The organism is Corynebacterium heidelbergense (assembly GCF_028609845.1).
GTDB lineage: Bacteria > Actinomycetota > Actinomycetes > Mycobacteriales > Mycobacteriaceae > Corynebacterium > Corynebacterium heidelbergense.
Genome location: NZ_CP063191.1, coordinates 1,010,580 through 1,030,759, shown reverse-complemented (window position 1 = coordinate 1,030,759; position 20,180 = coordinate 1,010,580). Strand labels below are relative to the sequence as shown.

Below are 20,180 nucleotides of genomic sequence, written 5' to 3'. Positions count from 1 at the left end.
CCTCGGGTTACCCGACGGTCGCGGCCGTCGCACCGGGCCCCGAGCCGTATTGACCAGCGGCCTTCTCCAACTGCTGCTTGGCCGCCTTGATCACTGTGAGGGCCCCCGCCGCCCGCTGCGCATCATCCACCGTAGACACCGATTTCACCAGCTCCGGACTCTTACGGACAATCGCGATGGCCCCGCCGTCAGCCGCTGAGCCCGCATCCCCGGCCAGCACCGTGCCGGCCATCGTGCTATCCAGTCCCGCCGCCACGTCCGCGGTGAACTGTGCGGCGTAGCCACCGCCGGCCGGGCCGCCATCTTTCCGGTTCTCCTCCTTCTTGCCCGCGGTGCTTTGGGCCCCGGAACCGGTAACCACGATTGCCAGATCGGCCGGCTTGACCTGCTGGTCCGCCTTGTCCACGAAGCCCTGGTTTCGCAGTGCGCCGAACACAATGGACCGATCCGATTCCGAAGCCGACTTGCCCGCACCCGGCCCGCGCCCGGAGGACAGGGCGGCCCCCAAGATCTGACCGGTGTGCATCCCCGGGTTGAGGTTCTTCTCAGAGAGTTTCGCCCCCGCCGGCAGAGAGTTGGCGGCCAACGATTTCAGTTCATCCCCCTTGTCCGGGTTCACTGCCTCCTCCGTTAGCGTCACGCGGGCACTCACCTCCCCGCCGGCATCCCCCACCATTGCCGCGATCCGGTCCACGGCTTGGGCCGGGGCCCCCGGCATCCCAACCAGGGCCACCGTTCGGCCCTTAAGGTCATCTGCCAGCAGCGTTTGGGCCTGGGCATCGATAATTCGATCTGCGGTATTGGCATCCGCCTCGGCCGATTGCCTGGCGCTGCGCTCCTGCTCCAACTGGTGCTGCGCGCTGGCGGAACCCCCGCCGGGGCCACCCTCGACATTCGGGGCCAGGGCATAGAACCCGAACAGGGTCCCTAGGGCGATGCCCGCGCCGAGACCCGCGATGATACGGCCAGTGCTCATGATCCGTGGACTCCCTTCTCCGCCTAGTTTCGGAACAGGTTCTGGAAGCTGATGGCCAGGTTGTTCCACGAATTGATGAGGTTTTCCACGAAGCTGCCATCACCGGACAGGCCGGCGATGAGGACGATCGCCAGCAGGGCCAGCAGGATGCCGAGCAGCGCCCACAGCCAGCCGCCCCCGGCCTTCTGCACGCGGTAGAGCTCGGCGACTGCCGTGGAATCCACCAACCGGGGTCCCACGCGGAGCTGGGACAACAGGGCGGAGGGGGTATCCGGTGAATTGGCGTCGTGGAACAACCGGTCAATATCCACCACCTCCCCCAGGTTCACCACCATGGAGGCCCCGTGATAATGGGCCAGCAAGAAAGCCAAGTCCCGCGAGTTGGAGGTCGCGGCCGGGAAGGTCATGGCCCCCACCCCAAGATCCTGAATCCGCTCCAGGCCGTGGGCGAAGCCGTCCGGCTCGGCGGGCAGGATGACCGTCGCCCCGGAGCGCAGCGCTTCGGTGCCGATGCCCTCCGGATCCCCGACAATCAGCTTCGGTCGGTGGCCCGCCGCCAGCAGCTCATCGGCCGCAGAGTCCACCGCGATGATGACCGGGTCGTACTCCCGCAAGAAGTACCGCAGCTCCCGTAGCTTCGGCTTGAGCTGCTCATCCGGGCTGACCACCAGGACTTTCCGGTCCTCCATGTCCACATCCACATCCGGGATGCCCACGCCGTCGATGAGCAGCGGGGCTTCGGAGCGGACGAACTCGGCGGTGTTGCCGGACAGGGCCTCCATGTGATCCCCGAGGGCGTCGCGCGCATCGTCGAAGCGCTGCATGGAGGTTTCCTCGTCGAGGATTTCCCCGCCCCCGATGGAGCGCTCACCGTAGTAGAGCTTGCCCTCGTGCAGGCGCACCTTCTTGCCGCTCTTGGCTTTGGCGGCGAGTTCCGGGCCGGTGTTTTCCACCAAGGTCACGCCGTTGTCCAGTAGCATTTGGGGCCCGAAGTTGGGCATCCGCCCAGTAGTAAATTGATCGGTGTTGACCACGGCGGCCACGCCCGAGTCGATGAGCTTCTGGGCCATGGAGCGGCTGAGATCGGGAGCCGAGATCACCACAATGTCCCCGTCGGAAAGCTTGGCTTTGGCCATGCTTTTCGGTCCGGTGAGGTTCCGGGTGGAACCCTGGATGCCGGGCAAATCGGAGCGGGAGAAAATCATGGCCACCATTGTGGTGCTTAGGGGCCGCCAGGTGGGTGAGGCGCGCCGATCCGTCGGGCCAGCGTCCCGCTGGTAGCGCGGTTTTAGCCCTCGTCCAGCCTCCTCTTGGCATCGGTGGCCATGGCCACCAGCTCCTCCGCATGGGCCCGGCCGGTATCCGATTCGAGCCCGGCGAGCATCCGGGACAGCTCCTCCACCCGCTCCTCTTCGCTGAGGGTGCGCACACTCGAGCTGACGGTCGCATCGCTGGCGGCCTTGGCAACGTAGAGGTGCGCGTCGGCGAAGGCCGCAACTTGCGGCAGGTGCGTCACGACGATCACCTGGTTCTTTGTCGCCAGCGCCGCGAGCCGCCGCCCGATCTCTACGGCGGCTTTACCGCCCACCCCGGCGTCCACCTCGTCGAAGACCATGGTGCGGCCGCTGCCCGCCATAATTACCTCCAGCGCCAGCATCACCCGGGATAGCTCACCCCCGGAGGCGCTGGCGGCCAGCGCCGTCCGGTGCCCGCCCTGGACCAGTTGAAATTCCACCTCATCCAGCCCCTCCGGCCCGGGTTCGGCGGTGCTGTTGATCTCCACCTCCACCGCGGCGGACATGTGCAGCCCCCGGATCTCCCGGGTCACGTCTTTCGCGAAGGCCTTTGCAGCGTTGGCCCGCTGGGTGGATAGGCGTCTGCCGATGTCCATCATCTCCGCCCGGGCTCGCTCGACCTGTTCGGCCAGCCTGTCCAGCGCGTCTCCACTGACGTCGATCTGTTCGAGCCGTTGGCGGGCCCGGTCGCGCCACTGGATAGCGCCGTCCACGTCTACGGCGAACTTGCGCAGCTCGCGCAGCTCCGCCTGCCGCTGCAGCATGCCCTCCAGCGCGTCCGGGTCCGGGATATCCAGGAGCACTTCCCCCAACTCCATGGCGATGTCGCTGATCTGGCCGGCCACCTCCCCGAGGCGCTGCGCTAGCTCCTGGACCTTCGGGTCCGGTCCGGTGAGTTGTGCCTGCGCCTGCCCAATGAGATCGCTGGCGCTGGCCGCCCCGAGATCCGCCGCGTCCCCGCCAAGCTCCCCACCGCCCACGTCCGCAGACCCGTCCAGGGCACTGAGCGCCGCGCCGAGGCTGGCCCGCTCCTCGTCGGCATCCTGCAACCGGGTGATGTCCGCCTTGAGTTGCTCGTCCTCGCCCGGCTGGGGATCGATCTCGTCGATGGTCTCCAGCGCCCGCTGCAGCGTCTCCGTCTCCAGCGCCAATTCGCGGCGCGCTTCGGTGCGGCGCCGCAGGTCCCGGTCCAGCTCCTGCCAGACCCGCCGCTTTTCTCTATAGGACGCCACCTCCCCGCGCAGTCCGGCGTACGTATCGAGGGCCCGCAACTGGCGGGCGGGATCCAGCAACCGGAGCTGGTCGTTTTGCCCATGGATCGTGATGACGTGACCGGCGAACTGCCCGAGCACCGCCGCGGCCACCGCCTTGCCGGCGAGATGTGCCCGGGAGCGTCCGGCGGCGGTGACTGTGCGGGAGGCGATGACTTCTGCGGGCGCCCCCTCCGTGGCGTCCATAAACCCCCCGATCTCCTCCACCAGATCGGCGACCTTAGCGGACGTCGTGGCGAAGATGCCCTCCACCACCGCTTTGTCCGCCCCCGCCCGGACGCGCGAGGCCTCCGCGCGATGCCCGGATAGCAGGCGCAGGCTGGTGACCACCATCGTCTTCCCGGCACCGGTTTCGCCGGTGACAACCGTGAGGCCGGTGGAGAACTCTGCGGTGGCCTCCTCGATCACGCCGAGGTTGCGGATGTGGATGTCGTTGAGCATGCTGCCTCTAGTGCCGGGGGCCGCGCCAACCCGTGATGGGCAGGCGGAACTTGTGCACCAAACGGTCGGCAAAGGGCGCAAAATCCAGGCGGACCCAACGCACCGGCTGGGGGCCACGGCGCATCTCCACGCGGGCGCCGGGGGGCATGTGGATCTGGCGGAAGCCGTCCATCACCGCCGTCGCCGGGGATGTGGTGGGGTTCGTCTCCACCGCCACCGAGGAATCCGGGGAGACCACCAACGGGCGGGAGAATAGGGTGTGCGCGTTGGAGGGAACCACGAGGATGGCATCCAGCTCCGGCCACAAAACCGGGCCGCCCGCAGAAAAAGCGTAGGCCGTGGATCCGGTGGGGGTGGACACGAGCACGCCGTCGCAGCCGAAGGAGCTGACGGGGCGTTGATCCACTTCCAAGATGGTGTCCAACACACCCTGCCGGTTGAGGTTCTCCACCGAGCACTCATTGAGGGCCCACCCCGTGCCCAGAACGCGGCCGTCGAGATCCCGCACGGTGATGGAGAGGGTCATCCGGTCCTCCACGCGGTAGTCCCGACTGATGACCCGGTCAATGGCCTCCTGCAGCGACTCCTGCTCCCACTCGGCGAGGAATCCGATGTGGCCCATGTTGATCCCGAGCACCGGGACATCCGCGGAGTGGGCGATGTCTGCGGCGCGGAGGAAGGTGCCGTCGCCACCGAGGACGAGGACCATCTCCACGCCCGTGGCTGCCTCCCGGGTGTGACCGAAGCGCTTGAAGCGCCCCAGCACCTCGTGGCGGGCCACCGGGGCGGGGTCCGCCGTCGCCATGACGCGGACGTTGATCCCGCCTTCTTGCAGGGTGGAGGCGGCCTCCGCGGCCAGGCCCAGGTTCTCGTGGACCCCGGTGTGCGCCACCAACAGCACCTCGCGTTTCTCGCCGGTCTTCGCCGATGTGCCGTCGTGGGCGTCGGTCACTGGGGGCCCTCCTTCACCGCTGTGGCAACCATGGATTCCAACTGAACGTCGCTGGGTGCCGCTTCGGCCCCGTCCTTGACCAACCACAGGAAATACTCGACATTCCCGCTGGGCCCCGGCAATGGGGAGGCAGCCACACCCTTCGTTGTTAAACCATACTTCATCGCCTCCCGGGCAACCGCGAGTGTCACTTCCGCCCGCAGCTCCGGACTGCGCACCACTCCCCCGCGGCCCAGGCGCTCCTTACCCACCTCGAACTGGGGTTTCACCATGGGAAGCAGGTGCCCGCCCGGGCGAATGCAAGCAGCAATGGCCGGCAAAACAAGGGCGACGGAGATGAACGACAGATCGCCGACCATGCGGTCCACGCCACTGCCCACGTCCGCCGGCTGCAGAGCCCGGACGTTCGTCCGATCCAGCACGGTGACCCTCGGGTCCTGCTGCAGGCGCCAGACGAGCTGGCCATAGCCCACATCCACCGCATAGACTCGTTCCGCGCCGCGCTGTAGACACACGTCCGTGAACCCCCCAGTGGAGGCACCTGCGTCCAGCACTGAGTGGCCCGCGAGCTGGAACCCCTGGGGTTCGAAGGCGGCTAGGGCCCCAAGGAGCTTGTGCGCGCCTCGGGAGGCCCACCGGTCCTCCTCCGATTCGGCTACGCGGATAGAGGCCTCGGCGCTGACCCCGGTGGCCGGTTTTTCGGCTTTCATACCGTTGACCTGCACCCGCCCGGCCCGAATCATCTCCTGTGCCTGCTCGCGGGAGCGGGCAATCTTGCGCCGCACGAGCTCAGCGTCGAGGCGCTGCAGACCGCCACCTTTTCGTCCTGCCATGGGGCTGCCTCGCTAACCCCGCTCCAGGGCATCGGCGACGATGCGCTGTGCTCGTTCCAGCAACTCCGCCTCCTGGAACCCCTCGGCATCTTGCGACAGCAATTCGGCCACGCGGGCGCCGACGTCGGCGGGGTCCGCGGACGGGGTGGGGTGCGCGGTGTGATGCGCAGGGTCTTGCGCGGCCATGTCGCCCGGGGTGGGCGGGCGGCGGGTTTCATCGTGCGGGGTAGTCATCGCCATGCCTCCACGGCCCGGCGGGCTAGGTCATCCCCGCCGACCACGGCCACCTCCGGCCGGGAATCGGTGCTACCGGAAGCGTCCAGGTGCTTCCACACCAGGGGTGCCGCTGCGGCCAGGGCCTCAGCGGCCATGACGTCCACCGGACCTTCCTCGCCGGCCCTCACGGTCACCTGCAGCCCGTCCGTGCCATCGGCCGCCCCGTGCTCGGAGACCGCCGCGCTCCAGCCCGGCAGGTGATCGCGCATGTTCGCCGCGATGAAGTTCGGGCGGTTCAGCCCGCTGGAGTAGAGCACGTCCCAGTGGCCGGATACCCCCGTGACCGTGCACAGGGTGTCGAAGCCGGCTGCGTTCCCGCCGGCGATGTCGGTATCTAGCCGGTCCCCGACAACCAGGGGGTGGGTGGAGCCCAGGCGTTGCGCGGCGACGTGGAACATCGCGGGCCCCGGCTTCCCGGCGCTGACAGGGCGCTGCCCGGTGGCGGTGGACACGGCGGCAACCATGGAACCATTGCCCACCAGCAAGCCCCGCTCGGACGGCAGAGTCGTGTCCAGGTTGCTCGCGACGTACACGGCACCCCGTCGGATGGCTAGTGCCCCCTCGGACAGCCGGGCCCAGTCGTTGTCGGGGCTGTGCCCCTGCAGCACGATGGCCGGTTCGTCGTCTGCGGATTCGACGACGCGGAAGCTCTCCCGTCGCGCCAACTCCTTGAAGGATTCCGCCCCGATCACGAAGGCCTTTGCCCCCTGCGGGCTAATCCCGCGCTGCTCCAATTCCCGGGAAGCGAGGGTGCACGCGGCCTGTGCGGAGGTCAGCACGCTATCGGCGTCCGCCGGGAAACCGAGTTGGTTGAGGTGCTCGGCCACCTGTTCCGGGGAGCGGGAGGCATTGTTCGTCACGTACACCACCCTCCGGCCGCTCAGGCCCTCTGCGGCCCCGGGGACGGGTCGGCCCCCTTCGAAAACGGTGCCGTCCAGGTCGGCGAGGATCGCGTCGTAGTGATCTAGCAGGTGTAGTGCCATGGTCCTGTTAGCGGGGCCTTTCTCCTCAGTGCAGCGGAGTCTTTGGGAACCGAGGTCAGGTATCCAGTTCTACTCCTCGGCGGTGAGGGCCGCGATGCGGTCGCTGGCGTCCAACACCTCTTCGGTATCCATCTCGGCGGCGCGACGGAACCATTCCACCGCCTCCTCGGTGCGGCCGACGTGCTCCAGGACGTCACCGTAGGCGTACATGAGGCGCATTCGGGTGACTTCGGGGGCATCGGTTTTGCCCGTTTCCGGTTCGAGCGCGAGGACCGCATCGTCCGGTTGCTGGAGGTCGAGATGGGCGCCTGCGACGACGATGGCCAATTCCGCCCGGGTTTCCGGTTCGAGGTCTTGTCCGTCGATTTCGGACGCCACCTCCAGCGCCTTAGCCGGACGGCCCAACCCGCGTTCAGCGTCTGCGAGTACAGCCACCAGGCCCGGGCCGCCGGACATCCGCCGTGCTGCCCGGAGCTCGGCGATAGCTTCCTTCCACTCGCCGGCGTGGTAGGCAGCGATGCCATTAGTTTCGCGCGCGACGGGAACCCGGCCTGCGCGGTCCTTGGCGGCACGGGCGTGGGCGAGGGCCTTCTGTGGGTCTTCGTCCAGGAGGGAGGCTGCCATAATAAGGTGCTTAGCCGTCATGTCGGCGTTGTCCTTGGCAAGGCTGCGCAGCTCCTGCCGGACGGTGGGGTCCAGCTCCCGTGGGTCCACATCTGCGGGAATCGCGGGTTCGTTGACTCGGCGATTGATCCGTTCCTCGCGGTATCCGTGACGTTGAGGCCCGACAAAGGAATCGCGCTGATTCCGGTCGTTGCGCGGGCGGGCGGGCTTGTCCCCGCCCCGGCCTTCTCCGCGCCAATCGCGGTCGCGATCCCGGTGGTCGCGGCCTCCACCGCTGCGGATACCGCGTTCCTCCCGGTCGCGACTACCCCGGCGCTCGCCCGTGTGCCGGTGGTTACGAGGAGCCCCACGCCTCCCGCGGGATGCCCCGTTCTCGCTGGATTCATATCCTCTGTTTCGGGAGTCCACCGTGATTGCCTTCCACTATGCGCTAGTACTCCGGCGATTGTAGTGGTTGCTGGGTCAGCCGCCATTGTCGCCCCACCCCGGCTGAGCGGTCGCAGCTAGGGGGACTGCAAAGGTTTAAGACAAATAGCCTCGCCCCAGGGTAAATAACCGGCCCCAGCCGCGCCCGCCCCTAAAGAGTTTAGGTATTTAAGTATCTAAGTTTCCAAGTATCTGGGTACGAAGAAATGGTGAGGACACAAACCGGGCATCCACCCACACGCTAATGCGTGGGTTTGACCCCTTGTTTGTATCCTCACCATTTCAAAGTTTTGGCCGGCAGTGACCTACTCTCCCACACCCTCCCAGGTGCAGTACCATCGGCGCTGGCAGGCTTAGCTTCCGGGTTCGGAACGGGACCGGGCGTGACCCCCGCCGCTAACAACCACCGACACACTCAATTTTCTTTGTTAACATGCCAACCCCCACGCACCCCACACAAAAAGGCGGGGCACCACGAGGGCTGCTGTGGCATGCCAGACACTGCACAGTCAACGCGAGCAACCCACCACACACCACCACACCACCACCACGGCGGTCACGGCAGCACACAGCACACCATCATCCTCTTGTTCGTCTTCAGTACTCACCACGCACCACCACACGGGGATGCGCGGCACACCAACCCCCGGTATCACCCCGGGGTGGTGCATGTTTTGTGTTGTCGTCGGTTCATTAGTACCGGTCACCTCCACACCTCACGGTGCGTCCAGATCCGGCCTATCAACCCCATCATCTTTAGGGAACCTCAACAGAAACCTCATCTCAAAACAGGCTTCCCGCTTAGATGCTTTCAGCGGTTATCCCTCCCATACGTAGCCAACCAGCCATGCCACGGGCGTGACAACTGGCCCACCAGAGGTATGTCCGTCCCGGTCCTCTCGTACTAGGGACAGCCTTCTTCAAGTTTCCACGCGCGCGGCGGATAGAGACCGAACTGTCTCACGACGTTCTAAACCCAGCTCGCGTGCCGCTTTAATGGGCGAACAGCCCAACCCTTGGGACCTACTCCAGCCCCAGGATGCGACGAGCCGACATCGAGGTGCCAAACCATCCCGTCGATATGGACTCTTGGGGAAGATCAGCCTGTTATCCCCGGGGTACCTTTTATCCGTTGAGCGACACCGCTTCCACAAGCCGGTGCCGGATCACTAGTCCCTACTTTCGTACCTGCTCGACCTGTCAGTCTCACAGTCAAGCTCCCTTGTGCACTTACACTCACCACCTGATTGCCACCCAGGCTGAGGGAACCTTTGGGCGCCTCCGTTACTCTTTAGGAGGCAACCGCCCCAGTTAAACTACCCACCAGGCACTGTCCCTAACCCAGATCATGGGCCGAGGTTGAAGATGCCCAATCCGATCAGAGTGGTATTTCACCAACGACTCCACAACCACTAGCGTGGCCGCTTCAACGTCTCCCACCTATCCTACACAAACCGAACCAGACACCAATACCAAGCTATAGTGAAGGTCCCGGGGTCTTTTCGTCCTGCCGCGCGTAACGAGCATCTTTACTCGTACTGCAATTTCGCCGGGCCTGTGGTTGAGACAGCAGGGAAGTCGTTACGCCATTCGTGCAGGTCGGAACTTACCCGACAAGGAATTTCGCTACCTTAGGATGGTTATAGTTACCACCGCCGTTTACTGGGGCTTAAATTCTCCGCGTCGAACCCAACAAAGGGGCTCTAACAGGTCCTCTTAACCTTCCAGCACCGGGCAGGCGTCAGTCCGTATACATCGACTTCACCGTCTTCGCACGGACCTGTGTTTTTAGTAAACAGTCGCTTCCCTCTATTCTCTGCGACCACCACCAGCTCAAAACCAGTCTGTCACCAGCAGTGGCCCCCCTTCTCCCGAAGTTACGGGGGTAATTTGCCGAGTTCCTTAACCACAGTTCACCCGATCGCCTTAGTATTCTCTACCTGACCACCTGTGTCGGTTTACGGTACGGGCCGTGCGCACACTCACTAGAGGCTTTTCTCGACAGCATAGGATCACCACCATCCCCCACAAAAGTAGGGTACGCATCACGCCTCACCCATCATGCGCGGCGGATTTACCAACCACGCGGGCCACACGCTTACACCGTGAACATCCACCACACGGCGTGGCTACCTTCCTGCGTCACCCCATCGCTTAGCTACTACCACATCAGGTCCACACACACCCACACACACCACCAACCACCCACCCCACAAGGAGGCAGGCAGCCATAACAGCAGCATGCGCATGATACGCGTGTTAGTCTCCGCGTTTCACCATTGGTCGCATACACACGGGTACGGGAATATCAACCCGTTATCCATCGACTACGCCTGTCGGCCTCGCCTTAGGCCCCGACTCACCCTGGGAAGATTAGCTTGACCCAGGAACCCTTAGTCATCCGGCGGATGAGTTTCCCACTCATCATTCGCTACTCATGCCTGCATTCTCACTCGCACGCCGTCCACCACACGGTCACCCGGCAGCTTCCACCAACGCACGACGCTCCCCTACCAACCCACCCCACAACAGGGCAGGCTCCGCGGTTTCGGCGGTGTGCTTAAGCCCCACTACATTGTCGGCGCAGAACCACTCGACCAGTGAGCTATTACGCACTCTTTCAAGGATGGCTGCTTCTAAGCCAACCTCCTGGCTGTCTTCGCGATCCCACATCCTTTTCCACTTAGCACACTCTTAGGGGCCTTAACCGGCGATCTGGGCTGTTTCCCTCTCGACTACGAAGCTTATCCCCCGCAGTCTCACTGCCATGCTCTAAACCTTCACCGGCATTCGGAGTTTGGCTGATGTCGCTAAGATGATAGTCCCGCTAAACCAACCAGTAGCTCTACCTCCAGGAAGAAACACACAACGCTGCACCTAAATGCATTTCGGGGAGAACCAGCTATCACGGAGTTTGATTGGCCTTTCACCCCTACCCACAACTCATCCCCTCAGTTTTCAACCTAAGTGGGTTCGCGCCTCCACAACCTCTTACAGCTGCTTCACACTGGCCATGGGTAGATCACCCCGCTTCGGGTCCAGGACATGCCACTAAACACACTCGTTAGTATTCGCTTTCGCTACGACTACCCCACCACAGGGTTAACCTCGCGACATGCCGCTGACTCGCAGGCTCATTCTTCAAAAGGCACGCCATCACCCCACAGGGCTCTGACGGCTTGTCAGCACACGGTTTCAGGTACTCTTTCACTCCCCTCCCGGGGTACTTTTCACCATTCCCTCACGGTACTAATCCGCTATCGGTCACATCAAGTATTCAGGCTTACCGGGTGGTCCCGGCAGATTCACAGCAGATTCCACGAGCCCGCTGCTACTCGGGGCGCACATCCACGCAACACGACAGGTGCTTTCACGTACCGGACTCTCACCGTCTACGGCAGGCCATTCCAAACCACTTCCGCTAACACCCACACATCACGCCGCAGCCTGGTAGAACCACGAACAACACACACCCCACAACACCACACACGCAACCCCTACCAAGTATCACACGCGCATGGTTTAGCCAACAATCCACGTTCGCTCGCCGCTACTAGCAGAATCATTATTATTTTCTTCTCCTACGGGTACTAAGATGTTTCACTTCCCCGCGTACCCTCCACACCACCTATTTCATTCAGCAGCGGGTGACCGCACACAACCACGGCCGGGTTTCCCCATTCGGACACCCTCGGATCAACGCTTTCTTGGCAACTCCCCGAGGCTTAACGCAGCCTGACACGTCCTTCATCGGCTTGATGTACCCAGGCATCCACCGTGTGCCTCAAAAACAACACACACAACACTAAGACACACAACACACCCCCACACACAGCAGGGATGCGATGCACACAACAAGAATAAAGAAGATTACTCGCGTCCACTATACAGTTCTCACACACCACAACCACACCCCACACACACGCACAACCAGCGCGCGCGCACAAAGCGCAGCCACAAGAACACCACACACACGTGTCAGCGTTCCAGACACCCAACAGCAATCAACGACACACCCACTTGCCTGCTTCAACCGGCTCACACCCACACACCCCACCGAAGGGGCGTGCCGTGACATGTTCACACTGGATTTCAACCAAAAATATTAAAAACTCCTTAGAAAGGAGGTGATCCAGCCGCACCTTCCGGTACGGCTACCTTGTTACGACTTCGTCCCAATCGCCGATCCCACCTTCGACAGCTCCCTAACGAGTTTGGGCCACTGGCTTCGGGTGTTACCAACTTTCATGACGTGACGGGCGGTGTGTACAAGGCCCGGGAACGTATTCACCGCAGCGTTGCTGATCTGCGATTACTAGCGACTCCGACTTCATGGAGTCGAGTTGCAGACTCCAATCCGAACTGAGGCTGGCTTTCAAGAGATTCGCTCCCCCTCACGGGATCGCTGCTCACTGTACCAACCATTGTAGCATGTGTGAAGCCCTGGACATAAGGGGCATGATGATTTGACGTCGTCCCCACCTTCCTCCGAGTTAACCCCGGCAGTCTCTTGCAAGTCCCCACCACCACGTGCTGGCAACACAAGACAAGGGTTGCGCTCGTTGCGGGACTTAACCCAACATCTCACGACACGAGCTGACGACAACCATGCACCACCTGTATACAGACCACAAGGGAAACCACATCTCTGCGGCGATCCTGCATATGTCAAGCCCAGGTAAGGTTCTTCGCGTTGCATCGAATTAATCCACATGCTCCGCCGCTTGTGCGGGCCCCCGTCAATTCCTTTGAGTTTTAGCCTTGCGACCGTACTCCCCAGGCGGGGCGCTTAATGCGTTAGCTACGGCACGGGAATCGTGAAAAACCCCCACACCTAGCGCCCACCGTTTACAGCATGGACTACCAGGGTATCTAATCCTGTTCGCTACCCATGCTTTCGCTCCTCAGCGTCAGTTACTGCCCAGAGACCTGCCTTCGCCATCGGTGTTCCTCCTGATATCTGCGCATTCCACCGCTACACCAGGAATTCCAGTCTCCCCTACAGCACTCCAGTTATGCCCGTATCGCCTGCCCGCCCAGCGTTAAGCACCGGGATTTCACAGACGACGCGACAAACCACCTACGAGCTCTTTACGCCCAGTAATTCCGGACAACGCTCGCACCCTACGTATTACCGCGGCTGCTGGCACGTAGTTAGCCGGTGCTTCTTATCCAGGTACCGTCACCACCCACAAAGAGTGGCTTCTTCCCTAGCGAAAGGGGTTTACAACCCGAAGGCCGTCATCCCCCACGCGGCGTCGCTGCATCAGGCTTGCGCCCATTGTGCAAGATTCCCCACTGCTGCCTCCCGTAGGAGTTTGGGCCGTGTCTCAGTCCCAATGTGGCCGTCCACCCTCTCAGGCCGGCTACCCGTCGTCGCCTTGGTAGGCCATTACCCCACCAACAAGCTGATAGGCCGCGGGCTCATCTCATACCGACAAAACTTTCCACCATGCACACTAAAACATGGTCCTATCCAGTATTAGACCCAGTTTCCCAGGCTTATCCTGAAGTACGAGGCAGATCACCCACGTGTTACTCACCCGTTCGCCACTCGAGTACCGAAGCAAGCTTCGGCCTTTCCGTTCGACTTGCATGTGTTAAGCACGCCGCCAGCGTTCGTCCTGAGCCAGGATCAAACTCTCCATAAAAACCACAAACAGGCCCATGAAAAGCCCAAACCATGGCACAACAAAAAACTAGCCACCCACCACTTCACACCACCAACAACCCCCTCCACACAAGGAAGAAGACCATCAACAGCGCCGCGCTGGCAGGCACCACGCAACCAGACCACACCACAACCACCACCTACAACACGCAAGCAGCAGCCAGTGCAGACCACACACCACCACACGCACACCCACAAAAAGAGCACACGCACAGCAATGCCAAACAAACAAAAAATGCATCGTCAACGCTATTGAGTTCTCAAACACCACACGCACAACCGCACGCGCCCTAGGATCCAGGACGGCGTATTGCGCAGAAAACCGAGTTTAAACACCAACGCCCGCTTAAAGCAAAACGAGGTTCTTGTTCTCAGGGGCCTCGGCGGAAGCCCCGCACCAGGCGACTTGCCGTCGCGGTGACTGGAGCTAATGTACACACCATCCAAAACGCTGACAAATCGCCTGGTCAGGCGCCGTCCTAAGCCGGCTGGATCCCGCCCTGGTCGGCCCGCACCTGCACTCCGGCAAACCGCTTCTTACCCTTGCGCAGCACGAGGAACTCGCCGAATAGCAGATCTTCGGGACCCGGCACCCAATCGATCTCGCCGATGCGTTCATTGTTGGCGTAGGCGCCGCCTTCCCCGATCGTGCGCCGGGCGGCGCCGTTGGAGGGTTCCAGACCCGCAGCAACCAAGAGGTCCACAGCGGTGGCGTTCGCCTCGACAACACTGAGACCCGCCTCACCCAGGGCCGCTTCCAGGGTGTTGCGGTCCAGCGCGGTTAGCTCGGCCTTGCCGAACAGCGCTTGGGCGGCGAGCTCTGCCTGCTCCACCGCAGACTCGCCGTGCACCAATTTGGTCATTTCTCGCGCCAGGGTCCGCTGTGCCTCCCGCTTGAAAGGCCGGTGTTCCACTTCCTCCGCCAAGCGTTCGATTTCCTCCCGGGAGAGGAAGGTGAACCACTTGAGGTACCGCAGCACATCGGCATCAGCGGTATTGAAGAAATACTGGTACCAGGTGTAGGGGCTGGTCAGCTCTGGATCTAGCCAGAGTCGGCCCCCACCCGTAGACTTACCGAATTTGTTGCCTTCCGAGTCCGTAACCAATGGCACCGTCAGGGCGTGCACGCTCTCCCCATCCAACCGGCGGTTGAGATCCACTCCGGAGATGATGTTCCCCCACTGATCCGAGCCACCGATCTGTAGCCGGACATCGTGGTTGCGCCGCAGGTGAACGTAGTCATTGGCTTGCAGCAACATGTACGAAAACTCCGTGTAGGAGATGCCGTCCCCGGCAAGCCGGCGCTTAACGGTGTCCCGCGACAGCATGGTGTTAAGCGAGAAATTCTTCCCCAGATCCCGCAGGAAGTCGATGACGGACATCTTGCCTGTCCAGTCGGCATTGTTCACCAGCCGGGCACCAGTACCGGTGGTCTCCCTTACGCCAATGGCTGCATCAGTCCGATCCCCGTTGGAACCTCCCTCACCCGTTGCAGGTTCCAAGTCGATGAAGGTGGCCAACTGTCCCCGAATCCGCTCCAGGTTCCGCTGGACCTGCTCGTCGCTAAGCATCGACCGCTCCCCCACATCTCGGGGATCCCCGATCATCCCCGTGGCTCCCCCGGCCAAGGCAAACGGACGATGCCCGGCGAGCTGGAAGCGGCGCAGCATGAGCAGGGGAACGAGGTGCCCGGCATGGAGGGATTCACCCGTGGGATCGAAGCCCGCGTACAGGGCGGTCGGGGTTCTAAGCTGCTCCCTCAGCGCGCCAATGTCCGTGGACTGGGCAATCAAACCCCGCCACTGCAGATCCTCGATGATGCCGCTATGGTCCGCACTGCCATCTGCCTTGCTCATTGCTTCTCGTCTCGCTGGTTCTTGTAATTGTCGATGTCGAGTGTCGTCGCTCCCGGACACACCCGGGTTGGCAATTCGCGGTTACCCAGACCGCTAACCCGCAGTCATCACGACCGATAACCCGCAGTCAACACCACCGGTGCTACGCCGCAGCCCAGGCTGCGTCGGCGGTCGGTAGACCGCCTAAGACCCCGGCCGCCTCGGCGGGCAGGAGCACCCGCGCTAGCGTTCGGGCGTCCACGGGGTAGCTGCATCCGGCAGAAGTACCGGGATTCCGTCGCGCACCGGATAGGCCACGGCCAATCGAGGGTTGACCAAGCTGTCGCCATGCCTTTCAAGTGGCCCCTTGTCCCGGGGGCACACCACGAGCTCTAGCAGCTTCTCGTCCACCGCGTTCTCGCCTCCAACCATTGTCTCCCTGTTTCCTCCTATCGGCCGCGTGCCGTTCCCTCCTGCCGACCCTATGTCCCGTCGGCTCATTGTCGTCGGCCAATGATGGTTTGCTCCGCCCACTTTTGCGCTTCGCCCATCTTCTCAGCGACCCCGCGTAGCTGTTCCTGCACGCGCGCACCAGCGGTGCCACCTCGGGTGGAACGGGAAGCCACGGCTCCATCTATGGTCAGCACCTCCCGCACCTCCCCCGTCAGGGCCGGATGCACAGACCGGTAGTCCTCGTCACTGAGGTCATACAGATCGCACCCGCGCTCTTCGGCCATGCGGACGCAAGCACCGGAGGCCTCGTGTGCCTCGCGGAAGGGCACGCCCTGGCGCACCATCCACTCGGCCAGGTCGGTGGCCAGCGTGAACCCGGCGGGCGCCAGTTCCCGCATCCGCTGGGGGTGAAACTCCAGGGTCCCCACCAACCCCGCCATGGCCGGCAACAGCAGGCGCAGTTGGGCCACGGAATCGATAACGGGCTCCTTGTCCTCTTGGAGGTCGCGGTTGTAGGCCAGCGGCTGGGCCTTGAGCGTTGTCATTAGGCCGGCCAGGTTGCCGATCAGCCGCCCCGTCTTGCCCCGCATGAGCTCTGCGACGTCCGGATTCTTCTTCTGCGGCATGATGGAGGATCCGGTGGACCATGCGTCGGCTAGGGTCACGTAGCCGAATTCCGGCGTGGACCAGGCGATGATCTCCTCGGCGAAGCGGGAGAGGTCCACCGCCAACTGCGCAAGCACGTAGGCTGCCTCGGCGGCGAAATCCCGGGAGCTCGTGGCATCAATCGAATTGTCGGCCGCATCCGCGAAGCCAAGCTCTTCGGCGATCGCTTCCGGGTCCAGGGCAAGAGAGGAACCGGCCAGGGCTCCGGACCCATAGGGGGAAATGGCCAGCCGAGCGTCCAGGTCCCGCATCCGGTTGATGTCTCGGAGCAGCGGGTGGGCGTGCGCGAGGAGCTGATGTGCAAGCAACACCGGCTGGGCCGCCTGAAAGTGTGTCTTGCCCGGCATGATCGCCTCGGGATGCCGCTCGGCCTGCGCCACCAGCGCCCCGATTACGTCTGCAGCGCCCGCGGCCACCTCGCGAATCGCGTCGCGCAGCCACATCCGGAACAGCGTTGCCACCTGGTCATTCCGGGAGCGTCCCGCCCGCAGCCGCCCGCCAACTTCCGGGCCCACCAACTCGATCAGGCCGCGCTCCATGGCACCGTGAACGTCTTCATCGCGGGGTTCCGGACCGAATGATCCATTGTGGACGCCACGACCAAGGCGCTCCAATCCATCCAGCATGGTGTCCAGATCCGCGTCCGACAGCAGTCCGGCACGGTGCAGTACCTTGGCGTGGGCCTTGGAAGCCAGCACGTCATATGGGGCCAGGACCCAGTCGAAGTGGGTGGACTTGCTTAACGCAGCCATCGCGTCCGCGGGCCCGCCCGCGAACCGACCGCCCCACAGAGCGCCCTCGTTGGTGGTGGATGTCGCGCCCATCAGTTGGCCAGGTCCCGCTTGGAGGCGATCTTGGAGGACAGTCCGTGCAGCTCCACGAAGCCGCGGGCCATGGACTGGTCGAAGGAATCCCCCTCGTCGTAGGTGGCCAGGTTGAAGTCGTAGAGGGACTTCCCGGAACGGCGCCCGTTGACGGTGATGGTGCCCGCGTGAAGTTGCAGCCGAATGTCGCCCGTGACGTGAGTCTGGGTGGATTCGATGAAGGCATCCAGGCTCCGCTTGAGCGGGGCGAACCATAGGCCGTCGTAAACCTGGTTGGACCACTCCGCATCCACCTGCCGCTTGTAGCGGGCCAGTTCGCGCTCCACGGTCACGGCCTCCAGGGCCTCGTGCGCGCGGATGAGGGTCATGGCTCCCGGGGCCTCGTAGACTTCGCGGGACTTGATGCCCACCAGGCGGTCCTCCACCATGTCCAGGCGGCCCACGCCCTGGGCACCGGCCCGCCGGTTGAGCTCCTCGATGGCCTCCAGCACGCTGACCTTGCGGCCGTCGATCGCCACGGGCTTGCCGCTCTCGAAGGAGATGATCAGTTCATCCGGAGCCTGCCCCAGGCCGGGATCCTCGGTGTAGGCGTACACGTCCTTGGTGGGGGCATTCCACAGGTCCTCCAGGAACCCGGTCTCCACGGCACGGCCCCATACGTTCTGGTCGATGGAGAACGGGGACTTCTTGGATTGCTCGATGGGGATGCCGTTGTCCTCGGCGAAGGCGATGGCCTTCTCACGCGTCCAGGCGTAGTCGCGCACGGGCGCAATGATGTCCAGGTCGGGAGCGGTGTTGGCGAATCCGACCTCGAAGCGCACCTGGTCGTTGCCCTTGCCCGTGCAACCGTGGGCCACGGCGGTGCCGTTATGCTCCCGGGCCGCATCGCTGAGGTGCTTGACAATCAACGGGCGCGACAAAGCGGAGACCAGGGGGTACTCCTTCATGTACAACCCGTTGGCCTTGATCGCGGGCAGGCAGTAGTCCTCGGCGAACTCGTCCTTGGCGTCCACAACAATGGATTCGACCGCACCGGCACCCAGGGCGCGCTGGCGTACGGTCTCCATGTCCTCGCCCCCCTGCCCCAGATCTATGGATACCGCCACGACCTCGGCATTGCGTTCCTTGGCAATCCAGCTGATGGCGACGGTGGTGTCCAATCCGCCGGAGTAGGCGAGTACGACGCGGTCCTTCATGTGACAAGTTCCTTTCATCGGCGCCAGAAAAGGGGGTTGGGCACCGGTTGTAAGCGTTCGTTGGAAAGAGTTTAGTGCAGCGCTAAACCGTGGAAGTGTTCGGCAAGCTCAGCGCCAGTTAGGGGTTCGCGCGGCAGGGCGAAGATCGTATCGTCCCCGGCGATCGTGGCCACCACCTGCGGTAGTGCGGCCCGATCAACGCAGCTAGCGAGGTACTGGGCGGCGCCCGGCGGGGTGCGCAGCACGGCCATGTTCGCGGAGTGGTCCGTGCCGACGAGCAGTTCGGACAACACGCGGCGCAGACCCTCCGGCCCATCGGCCCGCAGCTCCTCGCGCAGCGCGTAGTAGGCCTGGCCGTCGGCGCGCACCTTGCGGGCCCCGAGGTCCACGAGGTCTCGCGACAACGTGGCCTGGGTGATCTCCACCCCTTCGGCCTGCAGGCCCTCCAGGAGCTCGCGCTGGCTGGTGAACTTCCTGGCTTGCAGCAGCGTAGCCACCTTGCCCTGCCGTGCGGAACGGGTCAGCGCAGCAGCCATACCAGCAGCGCCTTCTGGGCGTGCAGCCGATTTTCGGCCTCGTCGAACACCCGGGACTGGGGGCCGTCGATGACCCCGGGGGTCACCTCGGAGTCCCGGTAGGCCGGTAGGCAGTGCAGGAAGATGGCCTCGGGCGCGGTGGCCATGAGCTCCTCATTGACCTGATAGTCGCGCAGCACGGACCGGTCCTCCGAGGGATCCTGCCCCATGGACAGCCACGTATCGGTGATCACCACATCCGCGCCGCTAACGTCGATGTCCTCGGTCACGGTGACGCGTGCCCCGGTCTCCTGCGCACGGTCCCGAGCCTTCTCCACAAACTGCTGCTCCGGTTGGAAGCCTTCCGGCGCGCAGATGGTGATGTTGACCCCCGCGGTAGCGAATCCCAGCATGTAGCTGTTGGCCATATTGTTGGCGCCGTCGCCGAGGTACACCGCGTTCAGCCCGCCAATGCCCAGCGGTCCGTTACCCTGCCCACCCTTGTTCTCCGCCACCGTCTGCAGGTCCGCGAGAATTTGGCAGGGGTGGAAGTCGTCGGAGAGCGCGTTGATCACCGGCACCGTGGCGGTTTCCACCATGGCCTCTAGGTTCGCCTGCGCCCCGGTTCGCCACAGGATGGCCGCGGCGTAGCGGGAGAGCACCGCCCCAGTGTCCTGGTACGTCTCCCCCTTCCCCATCTGGGAGCTCTTGGAATCCGCCGTGACCACGTTTCCGCCCAGCTCGGTCACCCCGGCGCTGAAGGAAAAGCGAGTCCGGGTGGACGTCTTGTCCAGCAGAAGGGCGACGGTGCGCCGCTCCAGCAGGGTCCGGTATTCGTTGTTGTAGCGGTTATCTTTCAATTCCGCCGCGAGCTGCAATACCTCGGCCTGTTCGGCCGGGGTCAGGTCCGCGTCAGTCAAAAAGTGGCGCATTCTTGCCTTTC

General features: G+C 63.5%; 14 protein-coding genes and 3 rRNA genes. All 17 read right to left on the bottom strand.

Annotated features, from left to right (window positions below; genetic code table 11):
• Positions 1-7: 7 nt before the first annotated feature.
• The 17 genes from CHEID_RS04525 to argF all read right to left on the bottom strand — a co-directional run bounded on the left by CHEID_RS04525 (position 8) and on the right by argF (position 20,169).
• Complete coding sequence (locus CHEID_RS04525) at positions 8-976, bottom strand: copper transporter (RefSeq protein ID WP_112769162.1); 969 nt, start codon at positions 974-976, stop codon at positions 8-10.
• Positions 977-999: 23 nt separating this feature from the next.
• Entirely contained in the window at positions 1,000-2,190 is a 1,191-nt protein-coding gene (gene steA, locus CHEID_RS04520; RefSeq protein WP_112769161.1) for a putative cytokinetic ring protein SteA, read from the bottom strand.
• A 74-nt stretch (positions 2,191-2,264) separates the two neighbouring features.
• Entirely contained in the window at positions 2,265-3,983 is a 1,719-nt protein-coding gene (gene recN, locus CHEID_RS04515) for a DNA repair protein RecN (protein ID WP_112769160.1), read from the bottom strand.
• A 7-nt stretch (positions 3,984-3,990) separates the two neighbouring features.
• Positions 3,991-4,935, bottom strand: a complete 945-nt coding sequence (locus CHEID_RS04510; protein WP_112769159.1) for an NAD kinase — start codon at positions 4,933-4,935, stop codon at positions 3,991-3,993.
• Positions 4,932-5,768: a TlyA family RNA methyltransferase gene (locus CHEID_RS04505; RefSeq protein ID WP_112769158.1), complete on the bottom strand. Its 837-nt coding sequence runs from the start codon at positions 5,766-5,768 to the stop codon at positions 4,932-4,934. The genes CHEID_RS04510 and CHEID_RS04505 overlap by 4 nt, the downstream gene beginning before the upstream one ends.
• Before the next feature lie 12 nt (positions 5,769-5,780).
• Positions 5,781-6,002 carry a hypothetical protein gene (locus CHEID_RS04500; RefSeq protein WP_146743834.1) on the bottom strand — a complete coding sequence of 74 codons (222 nt, stop codon included), beginning with the start codon at positions 6,000-6,002 and terminating at the stop codon, positions 5,781-5,783.
• Positions 5,999-7,027: an HAD-IIA family hydrolase gene (locus CHEID_RS04495; protein ID WP_112769156.1), complete on the bottom strand. Its 1,029-nt coding sequence runs from the start codon at positions 7,025-7,027 to the stop codon at positions 5,999-6,001. The genes CHEID_RS04500 and CHEID_RS04495 overlap by 4 nt, the downstream gene beginning before the upstream one ends.
• A 69-nt stretch (positions 7,028-7,096) precedes the next feature.
• Positions 7,097-8,059: a tetratricopeptide repeat protein gene (locus CHEID_RS04490; protein WP_112769155.1), complete on the bottom strand. Its 963-nt coding sequence runs from the start codon at positions 8,057-8,059 to the stop codon at positions 7,097-7,099.
• 310 nt (positions 8,060-8,369) lie between these two features.
• Positions 8,370-8,488 (bottom strand): 5S ribosomal RNA (rrf, locus tag CHEID_RS04485).
• A 262-nt stretch (positions 8,489-8,750) separates the two neighbouring features.
• A 23S ribosomal RNA gene (locus tag CHEID_RS04480) occupies positions 8,751-11,875 on the bottom strand.
• Between the two features lie 322 nt (positions 11,876-12,197).
• Positions 12,198-13,728 (bottom strand): 16S ribosomal RNA (locus CHEID_RS04475).
• Together the 16S, 23S and 5S rRNA genes form the textbook arrangement of a ribosomal RNA operon.
• Positions 13,729-14,227: 499 nt before the next feature.
• Positions 14,228-15,604: a tyrosine--tRNA ligase gene (gene tyrS, locus CHEID_RS04470; RefSeq protein ID WP_112769474.1), complete on the bottom strand. Its 1,377-nt coding sequence runs from the start codon at positions 15,602-15,604 to the stop codon at positions 14,228-14,230.
• A 222-nt stretch (positions 15,605-15,826) separates the two neighbouring features.
• Positions 15,827-16,015 carry a Trm112 family protein gene (locus tag CHEID_RS04465; protein WP_112769475.1) on the bottom strand — a complete coding sequence of 63 codons (189 nt, stop codon included), beginning with the start codon at positions 16,013-16,015 and terminating at the stop codon, positions 15,827-15,829.
• Between the two features lie 65 nt (positions 16,016-16,080).
• Complete coding sequence (gene argH, locus CHEID_RS04460; RefSeq protein ID WP_112769476.1) at positions 16,081-17,526, bottom strand: argininosuccinate lyase; 1,446 nt, start codon at positions 17,524-17,526, stop codon at positions 16,081-16,083.
• Entirely contained in the window at positions 17,526-18,722 is a 1,197-nt protein-coding gene (locus tag CHEID_RS04455; protein ID WP_112769477.1) for an argininosuccinate synthase, read from the bottom strand. Before CHEID_RS04455 ends, argH begins: the two co-directional genes overlap by 1 nt.
• Before the next feature lie 71 nt (positions 18,723-18,793).
• Positions 18,794-19,258, bottom strand: coding sequence for an arginine repressor (argR, locus tag CHEID_RS04450; RefSeq protein WP_112769478.1), 465 nt, complete (start codon positions 19,256-19,258; stop codon positions 18,794-18,796).
• Positions 19,243-20,169, bottom strand: coding sequence for an ornithine carbamoyltransferase (gene argF / locus CHEID_RS04445; protein WP_112769479.1), 927 nt, complete (start codon positions 20,167-20,169; stop codon positions 19,243-19,245). Before argF ends, argR begins: the two co-directional genes overlap by 16 nt.
• Positions 20,170-20,180 lie beyond the last annotated feature (11 nt).

Coding starts and splice junctions, on each gene's coding strand:
- CHEID_RS04500 (WP_146743834.1), bottom strand. CDS start 6,002: ATGACTACCCCGCACGATGAAACCCGCCGCCCGCCCACCCCGGGCGAC.
- argR (WP_112769478.1), bottom strand. CDS start 19,258: ATGGCTGCTGCGCTGACCCGTTCCGCACGGCAGGGCAAGGTGGCTACG.
- recN (WP_112769160.1), bottom strand. CDS start 3,983: ATGCTCAACGACATCCACATCCGCAACCTCGGCGTGATCGAGGAGGCC.
- CHEID_RS04455 (WP_112769477.1), bottom strand. CDS start 18,722: ATGAAGGACCGCGTCGTACTCGCCTACTCCGGCGGATTGGACACCACC.
- steA (WP_112769161.1), bottom strand. CDS start 2,190: ATGGTGGCCATGATTTTCTCCCGCTCCGATTTGCCCGGCATCCAGGGT.
- argF (WP_112769479.1), bottom strand. CDS start 20,169: ATGCGCCACTTTTTGACTGACGCGGACCTGACCCCGGCCGAACAGGCC.
- CHEID_RS04505 (WP_112769158.1), bottom strand. CDS start 5,768: ATGGCAGGACGAAAAGGTGGCGGTCTGCAGCGCCTCGACGCTGAGCTC.
- CHEID_RS04465 (WP_112769475.1), bottom strand. CDS start 16,015: ATGGTTGGAGGCGAGAACGCGGTGGACGAGAAGCTGCTAGAGCTCGTG.
- CHEID_RS04495 (WP_112769156.1), bottom strand. CDS start 7,027: ATGGCACTACACCTGCTAGATCACTACGACGCGATCCTCGCCGACCTG.
- CHEID_RS04525 (WP_112769162.1), bottom strand. CDS start 976: ATGAGCACTGGCCGTATCATCGCGGGTCTCGGCGCGGGCATCGCCCTA.
- argH (WP_112769476.1), bottom strand. CDS start 17,526: ATGGGCGCGACATCCACCACCAACGAGGGCGCTCTGTGGGGCGGTCGG.
- tyrS (WP_112769474.1), bottom strand. CDS start 15,604: ATGAGCAAGGCAGATGGCAGTGCGGACCATAGCGGCATCATCGAGGAT.